The sequence below is a fragment of the Streptomyces asoensis genome (assembly GCF_013085465.1).
Classification (GTDB): domain Bacteria; phylum Actinomycetota; class Actinomycetes; order Streptomycetales; family Streptomycetaceae; genus Streptomyces; species Streptomyces cacaoi_A.
In genome coordinates this window covers 1,132,545-1,150,736 of the sequence record NZ_CP049838.1, presented here as the reverse complement: position 1 = coordinate 1,150,736, position 18,192 = coordinate 1,132,545, and the positions used below count along the sequence as shown (strand labels likewise).

General features: G+C 70.1%; 16 protein-coding genes and 1 pseudogene. 8 read left to right on the top strand and 9 right to left on the bottom strand.

Features of this window, described 5'->3' with window-relative positions; translation table 11 throughout:
• Window positions 1-100 precede the first annotated feature (100 nt).
• Window positions 101-844, top strand: a complete 744-nt coding sequence (locus tag G9272_RS05250; protein WP_171395434.1) for a GntR family transcriptional regulator — start codon at window positions 101-103, stop codon at window positions 842-844.
• A 29-nt stretch (window positions 845-873) separates the two neighbouring features.
• On the opposite strand, the gene G9272_RS05245 is transcribed toward G9272_RS05250, so the two are convergent.
• A complete protein-coding gene (locus tag G9272_RS05245) occupies window positions 874-1,647 on the bottom strand; it encodes an SDR family NAD(P)-dependent oxidoreductase (protein ID WP_216377803.1) in 774 nt (257 codons plus the stop codon).
• Window positions 1,648-2,107: 460 nt separating this feature from the next.
• Between G9272_RS05245 and G9272_RS05240 the strand changes: the two genes are divergently transcribed.
• The 3 genes from G9272_RS05240 (at window position 2,108) to gndA (ending at window position 6,071) form a co-directional block, all read left to right on the top strand.
• Window positions 2,108-3,790, top strand: a complete 1,683-nt coding sequence (locus G9272_RS05240; protein WP_171401848.1) for a cellulase family glycosylhydrolase — start codon at window positions 2,108-2,110, stop codon at window positions 3,788-3,790.
• Window positions 3,791-3,935: 145 nt separating this feature from the next.
• Entirely contained in the window at window positions 3,936-4,442 is a 507-nt protein-coding gene (locus G9272_RS05235; RefSeq protein ID WP_171395432.1) for a MarR family winged helix-turn-helix transcriptional regulator, read from the top strand.
• A gap of 189 nt (window positions 4,443-4,631) precedes the next feature.
• Window positions 4,632-6,071: an NADP-dependent phosphogluconate dehydrogenase gene (gene gndA / locus G9272_RS05230; RefSeq protein ID WP_171395431.1), complete on the top strand. Its 1,440-nt coding sequence runs from the start codon at window positions 4,632-4,634 to the stop codon at window positions 6,069-6,071.
• Between the two features lie 60 nt (window positions 6,072-6,131).
• Here the strand turns inward: gndA and G9272_RS05225 are convergent, their stop codons facing one another.
• Window positions 6,132-7,577 (bottom strand): glyceraldehyde-3-phosphate dehydrogenase, encoded by a 1,446-nt coding sequence (locus G9272_RS05225; protein ID WP_171395430.1) that lies wholly within the window; start codon window positions 7,575-7,577, stop codon window positions 6,132-6,134.
• A 115-nt stretch (window positions 7,578-7,692) separates the two neighbouring features.
• The gene (locus G9272_RS05220; protein ID WP_171395429.1) at window positions 7,693-8,094 is read right to left on the bottom strand and encodes a DUF3291 domain-containing protein; all 402 of its coding nucleotides are present in this window, start codon (window positions 8,092-8,094) and stop codon (window positions 7,693-7,695) included.
• A 132-nt stretch (window positions 8,095-8,226) separates the two neighbouring features.
• Here G9272_RS05220 and G9272_RS05215 point away from each other — a divergent pair, with 132 nt between their 5' ends.
• From G9272_RS05215 to G9272_RS05205, 3 genes and pseudogenes are all read left to right on the top strand, one after another.
• Window positions 8,227-8,844 carry a MerR family transcriptional regulator gene (locus G9272_RS05215; RefSeq protein ID WP_171395428.1) on the top strand — a complete coding sequence of 206 codons (618 nt, stop codon included), beginning with the start codon at window positions 8,227-8,229 and terminating at the stop codon, window positions 8,842-8,844.
• A gap of 393 nt (window positions 8,845-9,237) precedes the next feature.
• Complete coding sequence (locus G9272_RS05210; protein ID WP_171395427.1) at window positions 9,238-9,636, top strand: SseB family protein; 399 nt, start codon at window positions 9,238-9,240, stop codon at window positions 9,634-9,636.
• A 261-nt stretch (window positions 9,637-9,897) separates the two neighbouring features.
• Window positions 9,898-10,730 (top strand): annotated as a pseudogene (locus G9272_RS05205) (IS5 family transposase).
• A 15-nt stretch (window positions 10,731-10,745) separates the two neighbouring features.
• On the opposite strand, the gene G9272_RS05200 reads toward G9272_RS05205, so the two are convergent.
• From G9272_RS05200 to G9272_RS05175, 6 genes are all read right to left on the bottom strand, one after another.
• Complete coding sequence (locus G9272_RS05200) at window positions 10,746-11,138, bottom strand: MarR family winged helix-turn-helix transcriptional regulator (RefSeq protein WP_171395426.1); 393 nt, start codon at window positions 11,136-11,138, stop codon at window positions 10,746-10,748.
• Window positions 11,139-11,213: 75 nt separating this feature from the next.
• Complete coding sequence (locus tag G9272_RS05195; RefSeq protein ID WP_171395425.1) at window positions 11,214-11,564, bottom strand: VOC family protein; 351 nt, start codon at window positions 11,562-11,564, stop codon at window positions 11,214-11,216.
• Between the two features lie 126 nt (window positions 11,565-11,690).
• Window positions 11,691-12,725, bottom strand: coding sequence for a LacI family DNA-binding transcriptional regulator (locus G9272_RS05190; protein WP_171395424.1), 1,035 nt, complete (start codon window positions 12,723-12,725; stop codon window positions 11,691-11,693).
• Complete coding sequence (locus G9272_RS05185; protein ID WP_171395423.1) at window positions 12,722-13,627, bottom strand: carbohydrate ABC transporter permease; 906 nt, start codon at window positions 13,625-13,627, stop codon at window positions 12,722-12,724. Before G9272_RS05185 ends, G9272_RS05190 begins: the two co-directional genes overlap by 4 nt.
• Window positions 13,624-14,547, bottom strand: a complete 924-nt coding sequence (locus G9272_RS05180) for a carbohydrate ABC transporter permease (RefSeq protein WP_171395422.1) — start codon at window positions 14,545-14,547, stop codon at window positions 13,624-13,626. Before G9272_RS05180 ends, G9272_RS05185 begins: the two co-directional genes overlap by 4 nt.
• Window positions 14,544-15,872, bottom strand: a complete 1,329-nt coding sequence (locus G9272_RS05175; RefSeq protein ID WP_171395421.1) for an ABC transporter substrate-binding protein — start codon at window positions 15,870-15,872, stop codon at window positions 14,544-14,546. Before G9272_RS05175 ends, G9272_RS05180 begins: the two co-directional genes overlap by 4 nt.
• Before the next feature lie 228 nt (window positions 15,873-16,100).
• On the opposite strand from G9272_RS05175, the gene G9272_RS05170 reads away from it, so the two are divergent.
• Window positions 16,101-18,122 (top strand): beta-galactosidase, encoded by a 2,022-nt coding sequence (locus G9272_RS05170; RefSeq protein WP_171395420.1) that lies wholly within the window; start codon window positions 16,101-16,103, stop codon window positions 18,120-18,122.
• The last annotated feature ends 70 nt before the right edge of the window (window positions 18,123-18,192 follow it).

Sequence of the window (18,192 nt, the reverse complement as noted above, 5' to 3'; positions counted from 1 at the left end):
ACAGCAAGCGGCGGATCTCCGGTGTAGACCACCCTGGGGTGAGATAGTGTCGACACCGTTGCATCGGCTGTGAGCCCGGACAGGCAGGGAGAAGTGCCGCATGACCGATCAGGACACGCACCTCGTGCTGGAGCGCCTCCTGCGGCTGCGGGACCGGCGTGAACCGCTGGTCGCGCAGATCGCCGAATGGGTCGGCGCGGGCATCATCGAGGGTCGACTGGAGCCCGGTCAGGACCTCAACAGCGTCGATCTGTCACGCCGGTTCGAGACCAGCCGTACGCCCGTCCGCGAGGCACTGATGCTCCTCGAACAGGAGGGCCTGGTCGAGATGAAGGCGCGCCGCCGCCCCCGGGTGGCCGCGCCGACCCCGCAGGACATCCGGGACATCTACCAGGTGCGCAAGAACCTCCTGTCGATGCTCGCGGGCCTGCTGGTGGAGCGGGCCGACGACGAGGAGCTGGCCGAGCTGCGCACCCGGGTCGAACGGATGCGCAAGCTCGCCGACGACGGTGACGTGGACGGGTACTTCTGGAACCACGTGCTGCTCCAGGAGCGGATGACCGAGATCGTCGGCAACCCCACGCTGAAGCAGATCCTGGACTCGCTGGCCCTGCGCACACTGATGCTGCGGCACCTCAGCCTGACCCGAGCCGGCCGGCTCGCGCACAGCGTCGACGACCAGGAACGGCTGCTCCAGGCCTGCGAGGAGCGTGACGGGGAGCTGGCCTCCGCCCTGATCGCGGGGGCGACCGTACGGGCGCAGCGGGCCGTGGAGGAGCAGTTGGAGCAGGACGGCGCGGCACGCGGACGCAAGCCCGTACGCGGCCGCCGCGCCGCTTCGTAACGCCCGCCGCGACGCCCCCTGAACACACCTCACTTGGCCAGCACTCCGCCGTCGACGGGGAAGTTGCCGCCCGTCACCCAGGCCGACTCCTCCGACGCCAGATAGACCGCGCACCAGGCGATGTCCTCGGGCGTCCCGACCCGGCCCAGCGGGATCCGGGCCAGCAGTGCCTCCCGGGCCGCGCCTTCGTGGGCCCCGGCGGACTCGGTCGCGGGCGTCCGCACCATGCCGGGCGAGATGGTGTTGGCGCGGATTCCCGACGGGCCTCCCTCGACGGCGAGTTGACGGGTCAGTCCGAGCACGGCCGACTTGCCCGCGCAGTGCGCGACCATCCCGAAGGTCCCGCTGCCCCGGAAGGCGTTCACCGAGGCGAAGTTGACGATCGAGCCGCCCCCCGAGGCCACCATGTGCGGCCACACGGCCTGTACGGGCAGGAAGACCACGTCCACCTCGCCGCGCAGGGTCGGCGACCACTGTGTGCCGAAGTCCATCTCGGCGGCCGTGGCCATGTACGGGGCGATGGCCCCCGCCGTCACCAGGACGTCGATCCGGCCGTGGCGCTCGCCCGCCTCGTCGGCGAAGCGACGGGCGTCGGCGGGGACGGTCATGTCGAGCGGGGCGAGGACCTCGACGGCCAGCCCCCGGTCGGCGGCCGCCTTGCGGGTCCGCTCGGCCGCGGCCGGGTCGATGTCGCAGCCGACGACGGTCGCGCCCTGCTCGGCGAAGAGCAGCGCGCAGCCCTGGCCGATCCCGGCGCCGGCGCCGGTGACGAGGGCGACTTTCCCGGAGAGTCTGGCGGTCACATGGACCCCTTTCGCAAGGCGGTCTCGGCAGTCGTACGCGACGCGAAGCGGCGCTCCCTTCCTTCCTAGTGTCGACACTAGGGGCTGGTCAAGAGGTGGGTTGCGCCCAGAACGCATTTCTGTCGACAGTAGGGGGGTATTGCGTGCTTGATTCCCAGCGATACGCGTTCATGGGTCCCGCCGCAGGGCTCGAGAGCCTTCCCTCTTCCGGCGGGACCCTGCGCGAGGTCTTGACGTGTACTTGACGCAGTGGCTTCATGGGAGCGCTCCCACATGCCATCCCCCACACCCCCCACCCCCTCTGCCGCCCGAGTCTCGTGGCCTCACTTCTGGAGTCGCAGTGAGAACAACAAGGAGCACGACAACGAGCACGGCAAGGAGCACGAAGACAAGCACGAAGGCAAGCACGGAGAGAGGCACGGCAATGCGCAGGGCCATGCGTACGGCGATGCGTACGGCCATGCGCACGGCAAGGAGGACGACCCGAAGCGCGTCGCGGGCGCACCCGCTGGGCACGCTGCTGACCAGACTCGCGGCCCTCCTCGGTCTGGTCCTCGTCGGCGCCCTGTGCCCGGCCGCCGCCCAGGCCCAGACCCGATCGCCCGACGCCCTCGCCACCGGCCTGCACATCAGCGACGGCCGGCTGGTCGAGAGCAACGGGAACGACTTCGTCATGCGCGGCGTGAACCACGCCCACACCTGGTATCCGGGCAGGACGCAGCAGTCCCTCGCCGACATCAAGGCGATGGGCGCCAACGCGGTGCGCGTCGTCCTCGCCGACGGCCACCGCTGGAGCGCGAACAGCGCGTCGGACGTGGCGACCGTCGTAGCGCAGTGCAAGGCCAACCGGCTCATCTGCGTACTGGAGGTGCACGACACCACCGGGTACGGCGAGGACACCGCCGCCGGCACGCTCGACCAGGCGGCCGACTACTGGATCGGCCTGAAGGACGTACTGGCCGGCCAGGAGAACTACATCATCGTCAACATCGGCAACGAGCCCTGGGGCAACACCGATCCGGCGGGCTGGACCGATCCGACCATCGCCGCGATCAAGAAGCTGCGCAACGCCGGATTCCAGCACACGATCATGGTGGACGCGCCCAACTGGGGTCAGGACTGGCAGGGCGTCATGCGCGCCAACGCCCAGTCCGTGTACGCCGCCGACACCACCGGCAACCTGATCTTCTCGATCCACATGTACAGCGTCTTCGACACCGCGGCGGAGATCACCGACTATCTGAACGCCTTCGTCGACGCCCGACTCCCGATCCTCATCGGCGAGTTCGGCGGCCCCGCCGACCAGTGGGGCGACCCCGACGAGGACACCATGATGGCCACCGCCCAGCAGCTCGACCTGGGCTACCTCGCCTGGTCCTGGAGTGGAAACACCGATCCGATCCTCGACCTGACGCTCAACTTCGATCCCGCGCAGCTCAGTTCATGGGGCCAGCGCATCTTCAACGGCGTCAACGGCATCGCCCGGACCGCCGAGGAGGCCACGATCTTCGGTGGCGGCACCCCGGGCGACACCCAGGCCCCGACCACCCCGGGCACCCCGACCGCCGCCACAGTGACGGCCACCTCCGCGACGCTCACCTGGACGGCCGCCACGGACAACGTCGGTGTCGCCGGCTATGACGTCGTACGGATCAACGGCACCACCGAGACCGGTGTCGCCGCCTCGACCACCAACTCCGCCACCGTGACCGGCCTCACCGCGAACACCGCGTACACCTTCGCCGTCTACGCCCGGGACGCCGCCGGGAACCGTTCCGCCCGCTCCGCCTCGGTGAACGTCACCACCGGCAGCGCGCCCGCCGTGGCCTGCTCCGTCGGCTACCGCGTCGTGGGGGAGTGGCCCGGCGGCTTCCAGGGTGACATCACCCTGCGCAACACCGGTACCACCGCCATCACCGGCTGGAAGCTCGCCTTCGCCTTCGCCGACGGCCAGACCGTCACCAACATGTGGGGCGGGACCGCCACCCAGAGCGGCGGCTCGGTGAGCGTCGCCCCCGCCTCGTACACGTCCACCGTCCCCGCCGGCGGTTCGGTCACCGTCGGCTTCATCGGCAGCAAGGGCGCGACCAACACCGCACCGACCGCGTTCACGCTCAACGGCGGCGCCTGCGCCACCACTTGACCGGCCGCCCCGCGGCCGCGCCGGCCACATGGTGAACGGTCTGCTCACCACCCCGAAGGAGATCCGGGTCCGGTCCAGCCATTCCCGCTGGTCCAGACGTTTCGGCTCTTCGGGCGGACATGGGCCCACCCCGTAGGGTGTGCCCATGTCCACGACGCCCCGCTGGCTCAACGCTGACGAACAACGAGCCTGGCTGGCCTACATCGACTTCTCCACCCTGCTCGCCGACCATCTCAACCGGCAGCTGCGCCGCGACGCGGGTATGACACACGCCGACTACAGCGTGCTGGCCTCCCTCTCCGCGGCCCCGGAAAGCACCCTCGGCATGTCCGAGCTCGCCCAGCGTCTGAAGATCACCCGCAGTCGGCTCACCCACGCGGTGAACCGGCTGCGCGAGGTCGGTCTCGTGGACCGCCGGGAGGACCCCGCCGACGGCCGGGGCCAGCTCGCCTTCCTCACCGACCAGGGCAGGTCCCTGCTGGAGGAGATCGCCCCGGGGCACGTGGAGGCCGTACGCCGAGCGGTGTTCGACGCCCTCACCCCCGAGCAGGTGCGCCAGTTCGCGGACATCGGCGAGGCCATCAGCGAGGCCCTGGTCCGGGCCGAGAACACCGAGGCCGACCCCGCGGGGCTGCCCTGGCGACGCCGGTAGCGGGTCGGGCGACCCGGCCGGCCCGGCGGTGTCCGGGTGGCTCGACCGGTCCTGACCGGCTCACGGAATCGCCGATCGCCGCAAGGAATCGGTGACGGATCGAGAAGAACCGGCCGACGGTCCGTACCTGGGGGTACCGGGGGGCCGCCCGCCCCTCCGACCACGCCACCGATCCTAGGGACGTACCTCGTGAACGCAACCGCCGCCATCGGCGTCACCGGCCTCGGCGTGATGGGCCGCAACCTCGCGCGCAACTTCGCCCGCAACGGCTACACCGTCGCCGTCCACAACCGTTCCGCCGGTCGCACCCGCGCGCTCGTCGAGGAGTTCGGCCACGAGGGCGCGTTCGTCCCCGCCGAGTCGGCCGCGGACTTCGTGGCCGCGCTCGAACGCCCCCGCCGGCTGATGATCATGGTGCAGGCGGGCGCGGTCACCGACGCGGTCATCGACGAGTTCGCCCCGCTCCTGGAGCCCGGCGACATGATCATCGACGGTGGCAACGCCCACTACGCCGACACCCGCCGCCGCGAGGAGTCCCTGCGCGAGCGCGGTCTCCACTTCGTCGGCGCCGGCGTCTCCGGTGGCGAGGAGGGCGCGCTGAACGGGCCGGCCGTGATGGTGGGCGGCTCGACCGAGTCGTACGACGTCCTCGGCCCGATGTTCGAGTCCATCAGCGCGAAGGTCGGCGGCGAGCCCTGTGCCACGCACATCGGCACCGACGGCGCCGGGCACTTCGTCAAGATGGTGCACAACGGCATCGAGTACGCCGACATGCAGCTCATCGCCGAGGCGTACGACCTGCTGCGCCAGGTCGCCGGCTACACCCCGACGGAGATCGCCGACATCTTCCGCACCTGGAACGAGGGCCGGCTCGGGTCCTACCTCATCGAGATCACCGCCGAGGTCCTCGCCCACACCGACGCCACCACCGGCCTGGCGTTCGTCGACATCGTCGCCGACGCCGCCGGTCAGAAGGGCACCGGCCGCTGGACCGTGCAGACCGCCCTGGACCTGGGCTCCCCGGTCACCGCCATCGCCCAGGCCACCTTCGCGCGCGCCGCCTCCGGCCAGAGCGCACTGCGCGCCGCCTACGCCGGCCTCCCCGGCGGCACCACGCCCCCGCTCAGCCGCACCGAGGCCACCCGCTTCACCTCACAGGTCGAGCACGCCCTGTACGCCTCGAAGGTCATCGCCTACGACCAGGGCTGGAAGATGATCCAGGACGCGGCCGGCGAGTTCGGCTGGAAGATCGACCTGGGATCGGTCGCCCGGATCTGGCGCGGCGGCTGCATCATCCGCGCCACGTTCCTCGACCGCATCCGTGCCGCGTACGCCGCCGACCCGGACCTGGTCAGTCTGCTCGGCGAGATGGAGTTCGCCATGGAGATCACGGACGCGCAGGTGCCCTGGCGGGAGACCGTGGCCTCCGCCGCCCGCCGTGGCATCCCCGTGCCCGCCTTCTCGGCCGCGCTCGCCCACTACGACACCCTGCGCGCGGAGCGCCTGCCCGCCGCCCTTCTCCAGGGCCAGCGCGACTACTTCGGCGCCCACACCTACCAGCGCACCGACCGCCCCGGCGCCTTCCACACCCACTGGGCCGAGGCCGACCGCCCGGAGACGTCGGCCTGACACACGGGAGTGGGGCGCCCTCGGCCCAGGGCGCCCCACTCCTTCTCTCCGTCGTCGGTCTCAGACGCCCGTCGCCGGGTACGTCGGGTACTCCACCCCGGAGACGTGCTGGACGACCCGGACGACCTGGCAGGAGTAGCCGAACTCGTTGTCGTACCAGAGGTAGAGGATCGCGTTGTCGCCGTCGACCTTGGTGGCGCCGGCGTCGATGATCGAGGAGTGGCGCGAGCCGATGAAGTCCATCGAGACCGCGTCCGGCGCCGTGGTGAAGTCGATCTGGCGCTTGAGCGGCGAGGTCAGTGACACCTCGCGGAGGTGTTCGAGGACCTCCTCGCGGGTCGTCTCCCGGCCGAGCCGCAGGCTGAGGATCGCGATCGAGACGTCCGGCACCGGCACGCGGATCGAGCTGCCGGTGATCGGCGCCTTGAGGTCGGGCAGCGCCTTGGCGACGGCGGAGGCGGCGCCGGTCTCGGTGATGACCATGTTCAGCGGCGCCGAACGGCCGCGACGGTCGGCCTTGTGGTAGTTGTCCAGCAGGTTCTGGTCGTTGGTGAACGAGTGGACGGTCTCCACGTGGCCGCGCAGCACGCCGTACTCGTCGGCCATCGCCTTCAGCGGCGGGACGATCGCGTTGGTGGTGCAGGAGGCGCAGGACAGGATCTGCTCGTCCGGCTTGATCGTGTCGTGGTTGACGCCGTGCACGATGTTCGGCACATCGCCCTTGCCGGGCGCGGTCAGCACGACCTTGTCGATGCCGGGCCGCAGGTGCTTGGAGAGGCCCTCGCGGTCGCGCCACTTGCCGGTGTTGTCGATGAGGATGGCGTTGCGGACGCCGTACTGCGTGTAGTCGACCTGGCTCGGGTCGTCGGCGTAGATCACCGTGATCTCGTTGCCATTGGCGATGATCTTGTTGTTGGCCTCGTCGACCGTGATCGTGCCCTGGAACTGGCCGTGCACCGAGTCGCGGCGCAGCAGGGACGCGCGCTTGACGAGATCCTGCTCGCCGCCGCCGCGCACCACGATGGCGCGCAGTCGCAGGCCGTTGCCGGAGCCGGACTTCTCGATGAGCAGGCGGGCGACGAGCCGGCCGATGCGGCCGAAGCCGTACAGGACGACATCACGCGGCTCGCGCCGGTCGATCTTGTTCGCGCCGGTGGCGCCGGCCACGGCCTCGGCGGTGAACTCCGCCACCGACAGACCCCGGTCGTCGGCCCGGTAGGTCGCGGCGAGCATGCCGAGGTCGATCTGCGACGGGCCGAGGTCGAGCGCGGTGAGGGCTTCCAGGAAGGGCAGCGTCTCGGTGACCGAGAGCTCCTCGCCCGCGATCTGGCGGGCGAACCGGTGGGTCTTGAGGATGCTGACCACCGACCTGTTCACCAGGGAGCGGCTGTGCAGCAGGACGGTCACGTCCCGCTCGCGGTGCAGCTTCCCGATCATCGGGATCATCGACTCCGCGATCTCCTCGCGGTTCTTCCAGTTGGTGAACGAATCGTCGTTGAGCGTCACGGGCCTATCTTTCGAGCTAGGTGGCGCTCATATGCTAACCCTCCGGTCATTCGATCATTCAAGCGGGGCTGCGCTCAGCTGTGCACCCCAGGGGGGCGGCTTCCGGGGAGGGGTTTCAGGCGCCGGTCCGTTCCTGGTCGGCGAGCCGCCGTCGGGCGTCGGTCCAGTCGATGGGCAGGTCGGCCGCCGGTACCTCCCAGAACGTGAAGACCGAGCCCTTCGTCGTGGGTCGCAGCCCCTGCATGATCGACTTGTGCGGTTCGGTCCGCGCGTACGCGTACAGCGCGGCCTTGTCCTCCCAGGCCGACAGGGTCCAGAAGGTGCGCTTCAGCGGCTGGGCGATCAGTGAGGCCCCGTAGGCGCCGGGCGCGCCGGAGACCTGCTTCCAGGCGCTGAGGGACTGCGCGAAGAAACGGGGCACGTCCTTGAGTGAGCGCACCTCGAACCGGGAGGTCATGACGAACGCCTCGGTGTCCGGAGCGGGGGTGTTGACGGTGGTCCAGCGCAGGGTGGGCATGGCTGTTGCCTTCTCTCGGCGACGCGAAGGGATATTGGATACCTCTACTATCTATGTTAGACAGTAGAGGTATCCAGTTTTCAAGGGCAGCGCCGAACCGAAACCGAACCGCAGGAACCGGAGCCGAACCGCATGCGCATCTCCGAACTGAGCCGCCGCAGTGGCGTCTCCGTGACGACGATCAAGTACTACCTCCGCGAGGGCCTGCTCCGGCCCGGCCGGCAGACGGCGGCGACCCAGGCCGAGTACGACGACCAGCACCTGCGCCGACTCCGCCTGATCCGCGCCCTGACCGGCGTACGGGGACTCTCCGTCAGCACCACCCGAGAGGTGCTGGACGCCCTCGCGGAGCACACCGGCGACACCCACCGCCTGCTCGGTCTCGCCCTGGGCTCGCTCCGGGTGGACGACGAGCCCGCCGAGGAAGCGCCGGAGGCGGCCGAAGTGAGTGCGCTGGTCGAGGAGTTGGGCTGGGACGTGCACGAGTCGGCGCCCGCCCGGGCCACCCTTGCCGAGACCCTGTCCTCGCTGCGCTCCCTCGGCGTCCCGCTGGACCGGCGCACCCTGCTGCCGTACGCGCATCTGGCCGAGCGCACCGCGATCCTCGATCTCGACCAACTCGACGACCTCACCGACCCGTTGGAGGCCGCCGAACGCGCGCTGCTGCTGACCGTCCTCCTGGAGCCCGCGCTGATGGCGCTCAGGCGCATGGCCCAGGAGAACGAGTCGGCCCGCCGACACCCCTCCTAGGCCCTGCCTCGCCCGGGGACCCGCGTCGACCTCGTGAAGGGTCTGCCGCCCGGTCCGCGTCGCCCCGCAGAGCACCTGGCGGCGAGCGCGTGACGTAGGCACGGGTGGCGACACGTGTGGTCGAAGCGCCGGATGATGGTCCAGCGGCAGGTGCGGAGTGAGGGCTTCCACGCGGCCGGCGCCGGCGTCGGAGCGTCTCCGGGTCGGCCGGGAACCCGTTCCGGGCGGACCCCGGGCCGCCTCCCCATGGATCACACGGATCGCACGGATCACCCGGATTTGTGCTGGGCATGTGGTGGTAGGCCGCCCGACCGCCGACGGGGGATTGAGCGCCTGCCGGTCGGGTACGCGTGGCCGGACCGCCGCTACCGGCCGCTACCAGGGGAGACCGTCATGGAGACACCCGCGCACGACCGCATCAACAACCCCGCCGCGCTGGCGCTGGACGCGCTGGCCCGGGACACCGAGAACACCGCCGCACTGGACACGCTCGCGCACTGCGACGTTCTCGTGCCCGTGCCCGACGACGCCATCGACGAGGACGTCACCAACCCGGCCACGGTCGCGCTGCCCGTCCTCGAACAGCCCGGTGGTGCGCCCGTGGTGCCGGTGTTCACCTCCGAACCGGAGATGGCGGACCTGCTGCCCGAGGTCGCCCGCTACCGACTCGTGCCCCTCGGCGCGCTCGCCGCGCAGTGGCCGACCGGTGAGCTGTCCCTGTCCATCGACGCGGCCGGCGACCATCCGCTGACGCTCACCTCGGAAGGAGTCCGCACCCTGCTGGCCCGCTGACCCACGGACGCTTCCCCGGATCGGGGCTCCCCCGCCTCCCGGGGGAGCCGGGAGGCCTAGGGCGTGTCTGACAATTCCCGCCGGGCGCGCGACGCCTGGCACGGCACCTCGCCGCGTTGTCGGATCACCCGAGTACATCCAGTACGCGGGCGATCCTCCGCCTTGCGATGCACCGCACCAGACGCCGCGCGCTGATCCGACGCGAATTGTCAGACACGCCCTAGGGCGTGTCCGCAAAGTCGCTTGCTCGTTGGTCGGTTCATGGTGCGTCGTCATGAGCTGAGCGATGAGTCGTGGGCGGTGATCGAACCGTTGCTGGCCCCTCCCCGGATGGGCCGGCCGGTGCGGGACCGCCGCCAAGTGGTGAACGGGATCTGGTGGAAGCTGTCCACCGGCGCGGCCTGGCGGGATCTGCCCGAGCGCTATGGGCCGTGGAAGACCGTCTACGAACGCTTTCGCCGCTGGTCGGCGGACGGCACCTGGGACCGCCTGCTCGCCCACGTCCAACAGCACTCCGACGCCGTGGGAGCCGTCGACTGGTCGATCGTATGCATCGACTCCACGACCGTGCGGGCCCACCAGCATGCCGCCGGGGCCCGAAAAGGGGGCCCTGGCCGGGCGAGGCGATCGGCCGGTCCCGCGGCGGACTGACCACGAAGATCCACCTCGCCTGCGACGGCCGGGGACGACCCCTGGCCTTCACCCTCACCGCTGGCAACGTCAACGACTGCACCCAGTTCGAGCAGGTCATGGCCCGCATCCGCATCGAGCGGTGCGGGCCGGGCCGTCCTCGCACCCGGCCGGAACTGGTGGCCGCCGACAAGGGCTACTCGTCCACGAAGATCCGCACCTATCTCCGCCGACGAGGCATCAAGGCCGCCATCCCCGAGCGGATCGACCAGATCAACGGCCGTATCCGGCGAGGCGAGAGCCGGTGCCGGCTCAACCGCGCGGCCTACCGCCGGCGCAACGTCGTCGAACGCTGCTTCAACAGGCTCAAGCACAACAAAGCCCTGGCCACCCGCTACGACAAACGCGCCCGCCACTACCAGGCCCTGGTCACCCTCGCCTGCCTACGACTCTGGCTCCCCTGACTTTGCGGACACGACCTAGGACTCGGCCAGCATCCGGCCCAGTACCGCCCGCTGGAGCGGCAGTACCTCGGTGTGCAGGTCGCGGCCCTTGCGGGTGAGGGCGACCCACACCCCGCGCCGGTCCTCCACGCAGACGGAACGCTCCACCAGGCCTTCCTTCTCCAGGCGGCCGATGAGGCGGGACAGCGCGCTCTGGCTGAGGTGCACCCGTCCGACCAGGTTCTGCACCCGGCAGTGGTCGCCCTCCCGGGGCGCCTCGGCGGCGAGGATGTCCAGCACTTCGAAGTCGCTCGCTCCGAGGCCGTGCGGGTGCAGCGCGCGATCGATCTCGCACATCGTGCGCGCGTGCACCGACAGGATGTCCCGCCACCGATCCTCGAGGCCCGCCCCGGCCGTCTTCGCTGCCATACCCGCACGGTAACACCAAAACGGCGATTCATTGAGTGTGCAACTAGTGCGGGTGCAAGCGGTTCCGCGGGCGCCTCAGGCGGCCGGATCCTGGAGCAGCCCCACCAGGTTGCCGTCCGCGTCCTTCACGAAGGCGATCAGCCGGCCACCGCCGACGTCCTGCGCGTCCTGAAGCAGCTCCGCCCCCGCCGCCACCAACGCCGCGAGCCGCTCGCGCAGGTCCGTGACATGCCAGTACGGAACCGGTCCGGTCATGCCCTTGGCGTGTCCGTTCGGGTCGAGACCGACGTCCTGCCCGGCGGCCTTGAAACCGACGTAGTAGGGCTCGTCGGCGTACGGCTCGACCTCCAGCAGCGCGCTGAACAGGGCCTTCGCCCGGCCGAGGTCCTTGACGGGGTAGATGATCGTCTGCATGCCGGCGCTCATGGCGTTCTCCTCGGTGACGTGCGGTAGGCGGGAACGGGTCCGTGTTCCCGCACTACTCACGCTAGGCCGGGGAGCGGCTGACGGCTTCTCCGATCCTGACCGGTTCGGCGCGCACCGCCCGGTCCGCTACGTCGACTCCCGCTTCACCAGCTCCGTCGGAAGGATCACCGCCGCCGGATCCTCGCCCCCTATCTGGGCGAGCAGCACCCGGACCATCTCGTTGCTGATCCGGTCCCAGGGCTGACGGATGGTGGTGAGGGAGGGGCTGGCCGCGGTCGCCGCCGGGGAATCGTCGAAACCACCCACGGCGACGTCCTCGGGCACCCGCCGGCCCGCCCGGTGCAGCGCCGTCAGCACGCCCTGCGCCATCAGGTCGGACGCGACGAACACCGCGTCGAGGTCCGGTGCCTGCGCCAGCAGCCGCTCGGCGCCCGCCTCACCGCTGGCCCGGCTGTAGTCACCGGAGACGACGATCCGCTCGTCGTAGTCGACGTCCGCCTCGGCGAGCACCTCGCGGTAGCCGGCGAGCCGCTCCACACCACCGGGGGTGTCCAGCGGGCCGGTGACCACGCCGACCCGCCGACGGCCCTGCGCCAGCAGATGGCGCACCATGTCCCGGGCACCGTCGCGGTCGTCGGCGGCCACGTAACTCACCTTGGACCCGATCCCGATCGGCTTGCCGCACGCGACCAGCGGGACGCCCGCCTCGCGCAGCTCCGTGGCGATCGGGTCCCCGGAGTGGCTGGAGACCAGCAGCACCCCGTCGACATGCCCGGCGGTGATGTACCGCGTGATGCGCCGCCGCTCGTCCTCGGTCCCGGCCAGCATCAGCAGCAGGGGGATGTCGTGCGCGGCCAGCGCCTGTGTGCAGCCGCGGAGCAGGACATTGAAGTTGGGGTCCTCGAAGAACCGCTCCTGGGGCTCGGTCAACAGAAAGCCCACCGAGTCGGAGCGGCCGGTGATCAGGGAACGGGCGTGCCGGTTCACGACGTAACCCGTCCTGCGGATGGCGGCGTTGACCGCCTCGGCCGCGGAAGGGCTGACGTAGTGTCCACCGTTGAGCACGCGCGAGACCGTGCCCCGCGAGACTCCCGCCTCCCGCGCCACGTCGTGGATGGTCGGCGGTCTGCGCCGGCCCCCCGCACCATTGTTCATGGTCATGACTTTACGGCTCCGGACAGCAGATCCAGGCTCCAGAACCGCTGAATGACCAGGAACAGCGCCACCAGCGGGATCACCGCCAGGAACGCGCCGGTGATCACCAGCGTGTAGAGCGCCGGGGTGTTGGCGCCCTGTTCGAGGAGCGTGAACAGGCCGAGCGTGATCGGGAACTTCTCGTCGTCGCTGAGCATGATGTACGGCAGCAGGAAGTTGTTCCAGATCGCCACGAACTGGAACAGGAACACCGTCACCATGCCGGGCACCATCATCGGCAGCGCGACCCTGGTGAAGATCCGCCACTCGCTCGCCCCGTCCATCCGGCCGGCCTCCACCACGTCGCTCGGCACGGCCGCGGCCGCGTAGATGCGCGAGAGGTAGACGCCGTACGGGGAGAGGATCTGCGGCAGCAGCACGGACCAGTAGGAGTCCGTCAGGTCCGCCTTCGCCATGAGCAGGTACTGGGGGATGGCGAGGATGATCGGCGGCATCAGCACGCCCGCGAGCAGGACGTTGAACAGCGTCTCGCGGCCCCGGAAGCGGTACGTCGCCAACGCGTAGCCGCTGAACGCCGACACACACGTCGACAGCAGCGCGCCGAGAACGGCGTACAGGGCGGAGTTGGTCATCCACTGCCAGTAGATGCCGTCGCGGTAGGCGTTGAGGTCGTGCAGATTGTCGGTGAAGCCGCTGCCCGGCAGGAAGGTGAACGTGGAGAACAGCTCGCTGCCGGACTTCGTGGACGCGATCACCACCCAGGCCACCGGGAGCAGGCAGTAGATCGCTCCCAGCAGCAGTGTGATCGTCGGCACCAGTGCGATCCGGCCGCGCAGCGGCGGACGGCTTTGGGCGGTGCCCGTGGCGCCGGCGGCCGAGGAGGCCTTCTGGACGGCAAGAGAACTCATCGTGCTGCCTCCTGCTTGTTGCGACGGTTCGCGGCCCGCAGGAAGCCGAAGGACAGCACCAGCGTGGCGAAGGCGATGATCACGGCCTCGGCGGCCGCCTGGTAGATGTCCCCGGTGCCGAACGCGTCCCGGTACACCTTCATCAGCGGACTCCAGGTCGTGGACACGGAGTTGGTGAGCGGCTTGAGGGTGGTCGGCTCGTTGAAGACCTGGAGCGTGGCGATGATCGAGAAGAAGAAGGTCAGCACCAGCGAGGGTGCCACCATCGGGATCTTGATCCTCAGCGCGATCTGCGTCGGGGTGGCGCCGTCCAGCTTCGCCGCCTCGTACACCTCGGCCGGGATGGCCTGGAGGGAGGTGTAGATGACGATCATGTTGAAGCCGGTGCCGCCCCAGACCGCGATGTTCGACAGGGCTACGTACAGCGGACCGCCGTCCAGCAGGTCCGGCTGCGGCATGCCCAGCTTCTCCAGCACGAAGTAGAACGGGCTGACGTCGGGCAGGTAGAGGAAGCCCCACAGCAGCGCCGCCACCACGCCGGGGATGGCGTACGGCAGGAAGATCGCGAGCCGGGTGAACGAGGTGAGCCGCACCTTCTCGGAGTCGAGCATCAGCGCGAACAGCAGCGCCAGGCCCAGCATCACCGGGACGACGATGCAGCCGTAGCCGAGGACGCGCAGCGCGCCGTCGAGCAGCTCGCTGTCGGTGAAGGCGTCGGTGTAGTTCTCGAGGCCGGCCCAGACCTCCTTGCGCGCACCCGAACCCAGGCCGAGGCCGGAGACGTGCACCTTGCGGAAGCTGAGCCACATCGCGTACCCGATGGGCAGTGCGAAGAACAGGGCGAAGAGGATCGTCGCGGGGAGGAGGAAAGCGTACGGGGCCCCCTTGACCCCGTACGGCTTCCGGCGTGCGATGGTCACTCGGAGACCTCGAAGCCCTGCTTCTTGAGGTCGGCGACCGTGTCCGCCTGCATCTTGTCCAGGGCGGCGGAGAAGTCCGACTTGTCCTTCGCGGCGGCGCCGAACGCGTCCTTGAAGGTCGTGTAGGCGACGTTCACGTTCGGGCCCCAGGCCGACGGCGCCGTGGTCTTCGCGATCTTGGCGGCCGTGGTGTAGAAGTCCGCCTGGTTCGAGAAGTAGTCCGGCGGGGTGGTGAAGGCGCCGCTGAGCTGGGCGGAGGTGGAGGCCGGGTAGATGCCGCTCTCCTTGGCCAGGGCGTTGAGGGCGTCGCCGTCGGTGTTCAGCCAGGCGGCGAACTTGGCGGCGGCCTCCTTGTGCTTCGAGTCCGTGGTCACGGCCGTGGAGGATCCGCCCCAGCTGCCGGTGACGTTCTCGCTGTTCGACCACTGGGGGAGCGGGGCCATGGCCCACTTGCCTTTGGTGTCGGGCGCGGCGGTGGTCAGGGTGCCCGGGGCCCACACGGCGGAGACCCAGGCGATCTGCTTGCCGGTGTTGAGCGCCTTGTTCCAGGCCGGGGTGTACATCGGCTGGTTGTCGATGGCGCCCTCCTTGACGAGGCCGCCCCAGAAGTCGGCGACCTTCTTGGTGGCCGCGTCGTTGATGCCGACGTTCCACTTGTCGCCGGAGGTGGTCCACCACTTGGCGCCGGCCTGCTGGGCGAGGCCCGCGAAGAGACCGGAGTCGTTGGCGGAGAAGGTCGTGAGGTCCGTCTCCGGAGCCTTCTCCTTCAGCGCGCGGGCGGTCGCCGCGAACTGCTCCCAGGTCGTCGGGACCGTCAGGCCGTACTTCTTGAAGAGGTCCGCGCGGTAGTAGAACATCATCGGGCCGATGTCCTGCGGCACCGCGTAGACGGCGTCCGTGCCGAGCGTCGTCTGCTGCCAGACACCGTCGGCGAACTTGCTCTTCGCGTCGCCGACGTTCTTCGCTATGTCCGCCAGCGCGTCATTGCTGACCAGCGTCGGCAGTGCCTGGTACTCGGCCTGGACCAGGTCGGGGGCCTTGCCGGCCTTGTGCGCGGTGAGGATCTTGGTGACCAGCGTGTCGCCGGACGCCTGCTTCTTCACCGTGACGGTGATCTGGTCCTTCTTGCCCTGGCCCTTGTTCCACAGGTCCACGACCTTGTCCATGCCGGGCGTCCACGTCCAGTACGTGAGCGAGACCGGACCGGACTCGGCGCTGTCCTCGTCGGACGAGCCGCAGGCGGCGAGTGCGGTGGCGCCGAGGGCGACGGCGATGGTGGCAGCAGCACCTCTGACAAAGAGCCGCCGGCGCTTCGTGTTGGGCATGGATCTCTCCCCTGACCTGGGTTCTCGCCCGGTGCGAAAACCTGCCATGCGATCGCATGAGCGGGCTCCCCGCCCGTCGCGAGGAGCTGCCATGCTGTCTGTGAGCGTTCACAGTAGAGAAACATCCCGGACACTTGTCAATGGTTGTTGCTGTGCGGTTATGTTGGGCTCCGAACGCCGCCGCTGTGTGTGCACGTTCCCAAATGATCGATTAAACGGGAGACATCCATGCCGGAGACCAACCCCAAGGGCCTCACCAGGCTCGCCTTCGGTGGGGACTACAACCCCGAGCAGTGGCCGGAAAGCGTCTGGCAGGACGACGTCCGCCTGATGCGCGAGGCCGGCGTCACCATGGTGAGTGTCGGGATCTTCTCCTGGGCTCTGCTGGAGCCGTCACCGGGGGAGTACGACTTCGGCTGGCTGGACCGCGTCATCGGCCTGCTGCACGACAACGGCATCCGCGTCGACCTGGGCACACCCACGGTGGCGCCGCCGGTCTGGTTCTACCGCGACCATCCCGACGCGCTGCCCGTGACCCCCGAGGGCGTGCGCTACGAGTTCGGCTCGCGCGCCGCGATATGTCACAGCAACGCGGACTACCGCGCCGCCGCGGCGAACATCACCACGCGCCTCGCCGAGCGCTACGGCGACCACCCGGCGCTGGCGATGTGGCACGTGCACAACGAGTACGGCGTGCCCGTCTCCGCCTGCTACTGCGACTCCTGCGCCGCCCACTTCCGCCGCTGGCTGGAGACGACGTACGGCACGGTCGACGCGGTCAACGCGGCCTGGGGCACCGCCTTCTGGGGCCAGCGCTACGCGAGCTTCGAGGACGTCAACCCGCCGCGCGCCACCCCGACCGTCGGGAACCCGGGGCAGGCGCTGGACTACAAGCGGTTCGCCGACGCCACCATGCGCGAGAACTTCCGTGCGGAGCGGGACATCCTGCACCGCCTCGCGCCCGGCGTCCCGGTGACGACCAACTTCATGACCGCCCTCAGCCAGTGCGACTCGGTCGACTACTGGGCCTGGGGCCGTGAGGTCGACCTCGTCACCAACGACCACTACCTGATCACCGACGGCCGCCGCACCCACGTCAACCTCGCGATGGCCGCCGACCTCACCCGCTCCGTCGCCGGCGGCGCCCCCTGGATCCTCCTGGAGCACTCCACCTCGGGTGTCAACTGGCAGCCGCGCAACCCCGCCAAGGCCCCCGGCCAGATGGCCCGCAACTCCCTCGGCCACGTGGCCCGCGGTTCCGAGGGCGCCATGTTCTTCCAGTGGCGGCAGTCCCGGCGCGGCGCCGAGAAGTTCCACTCGTCGATGGTCCCGCACGGCGGCACCGACACCCGTGTGTGGCGCGAGGTCGTCGAACTCGGCGCCTCCCTCGACTCGCTCGGCACGATCCGCGGCACCCGCACCGAGGCCGACGTGGCGGTCCTGTGGGACTGGCACTCCTGGTGGGCGCAGAACCTCGACTGGCGGCCCAGCGAGGACGCCGACCCGCGCGAACGCGCCGACGCCTTCTACGAGGCCCTCTACGACCGCCACCTCACCGTCGACTTCGCCCACCCCGAGGCCGACCTCTCGCCGTACCCGCTGGTCGTGGTGCCCGCCCTGTATCTGATGACGGAGGCGGCCGGGAACAACCTCAAGGAGTACGTCGCCAACGGCGGCACCCTGGTCGTGTCGTACTTCTCCGGCATCGTCGACGAGCACGACGCCGTCCACGAGGGCGCCTACCCCGGCGCGCTCCGCGACGTACTGGGCCTGACGGTCGAGGAGTTCTCGCCGCTGCTCCAGGGCGAGAGCGTGCGCGTCACCGGCCCCGAGGGCGGCGAGCTCGTCGGCGACGTGTGGACGGAGTTCGTGGTGCCGCGCGGCGCCGAGACCGTCTGGACCTACGCCGACGGCCTCACCGCGGGCCACCCCGCCGTCACCCGGCACCAGCTCGGCGAGGGCACCGCCTGGTACGTCTCCACCCGCCTCGGCCAGGAGGGCCTGGACGCGCTGCTCGGCCGGGCCGCCGAGGACGCGGCGATCGCCCCGCGTGCCGATCTGCCGCACGACGTGGAGGTCGTGCGCCGCTCCGGCGAGACGGGCAGCTACCTCTTCGCGATCAACCACACCGCGACCGACGCCAAGGTGCCGCTGGAGACCTCCGGCACCGAACTGCTGACGGGCGAACGAGCCGCCGGCCGCCTCGCGGTCCCGGCGGGAGCCGTACGGGTCGTGCGACTCGACGGCTGAGCCGACTCCCCCTTCGCCCGTGGAGCCGCGAGCCGCGGGCGAAGGGGGTCCCTCACCGCACGAGGGAATC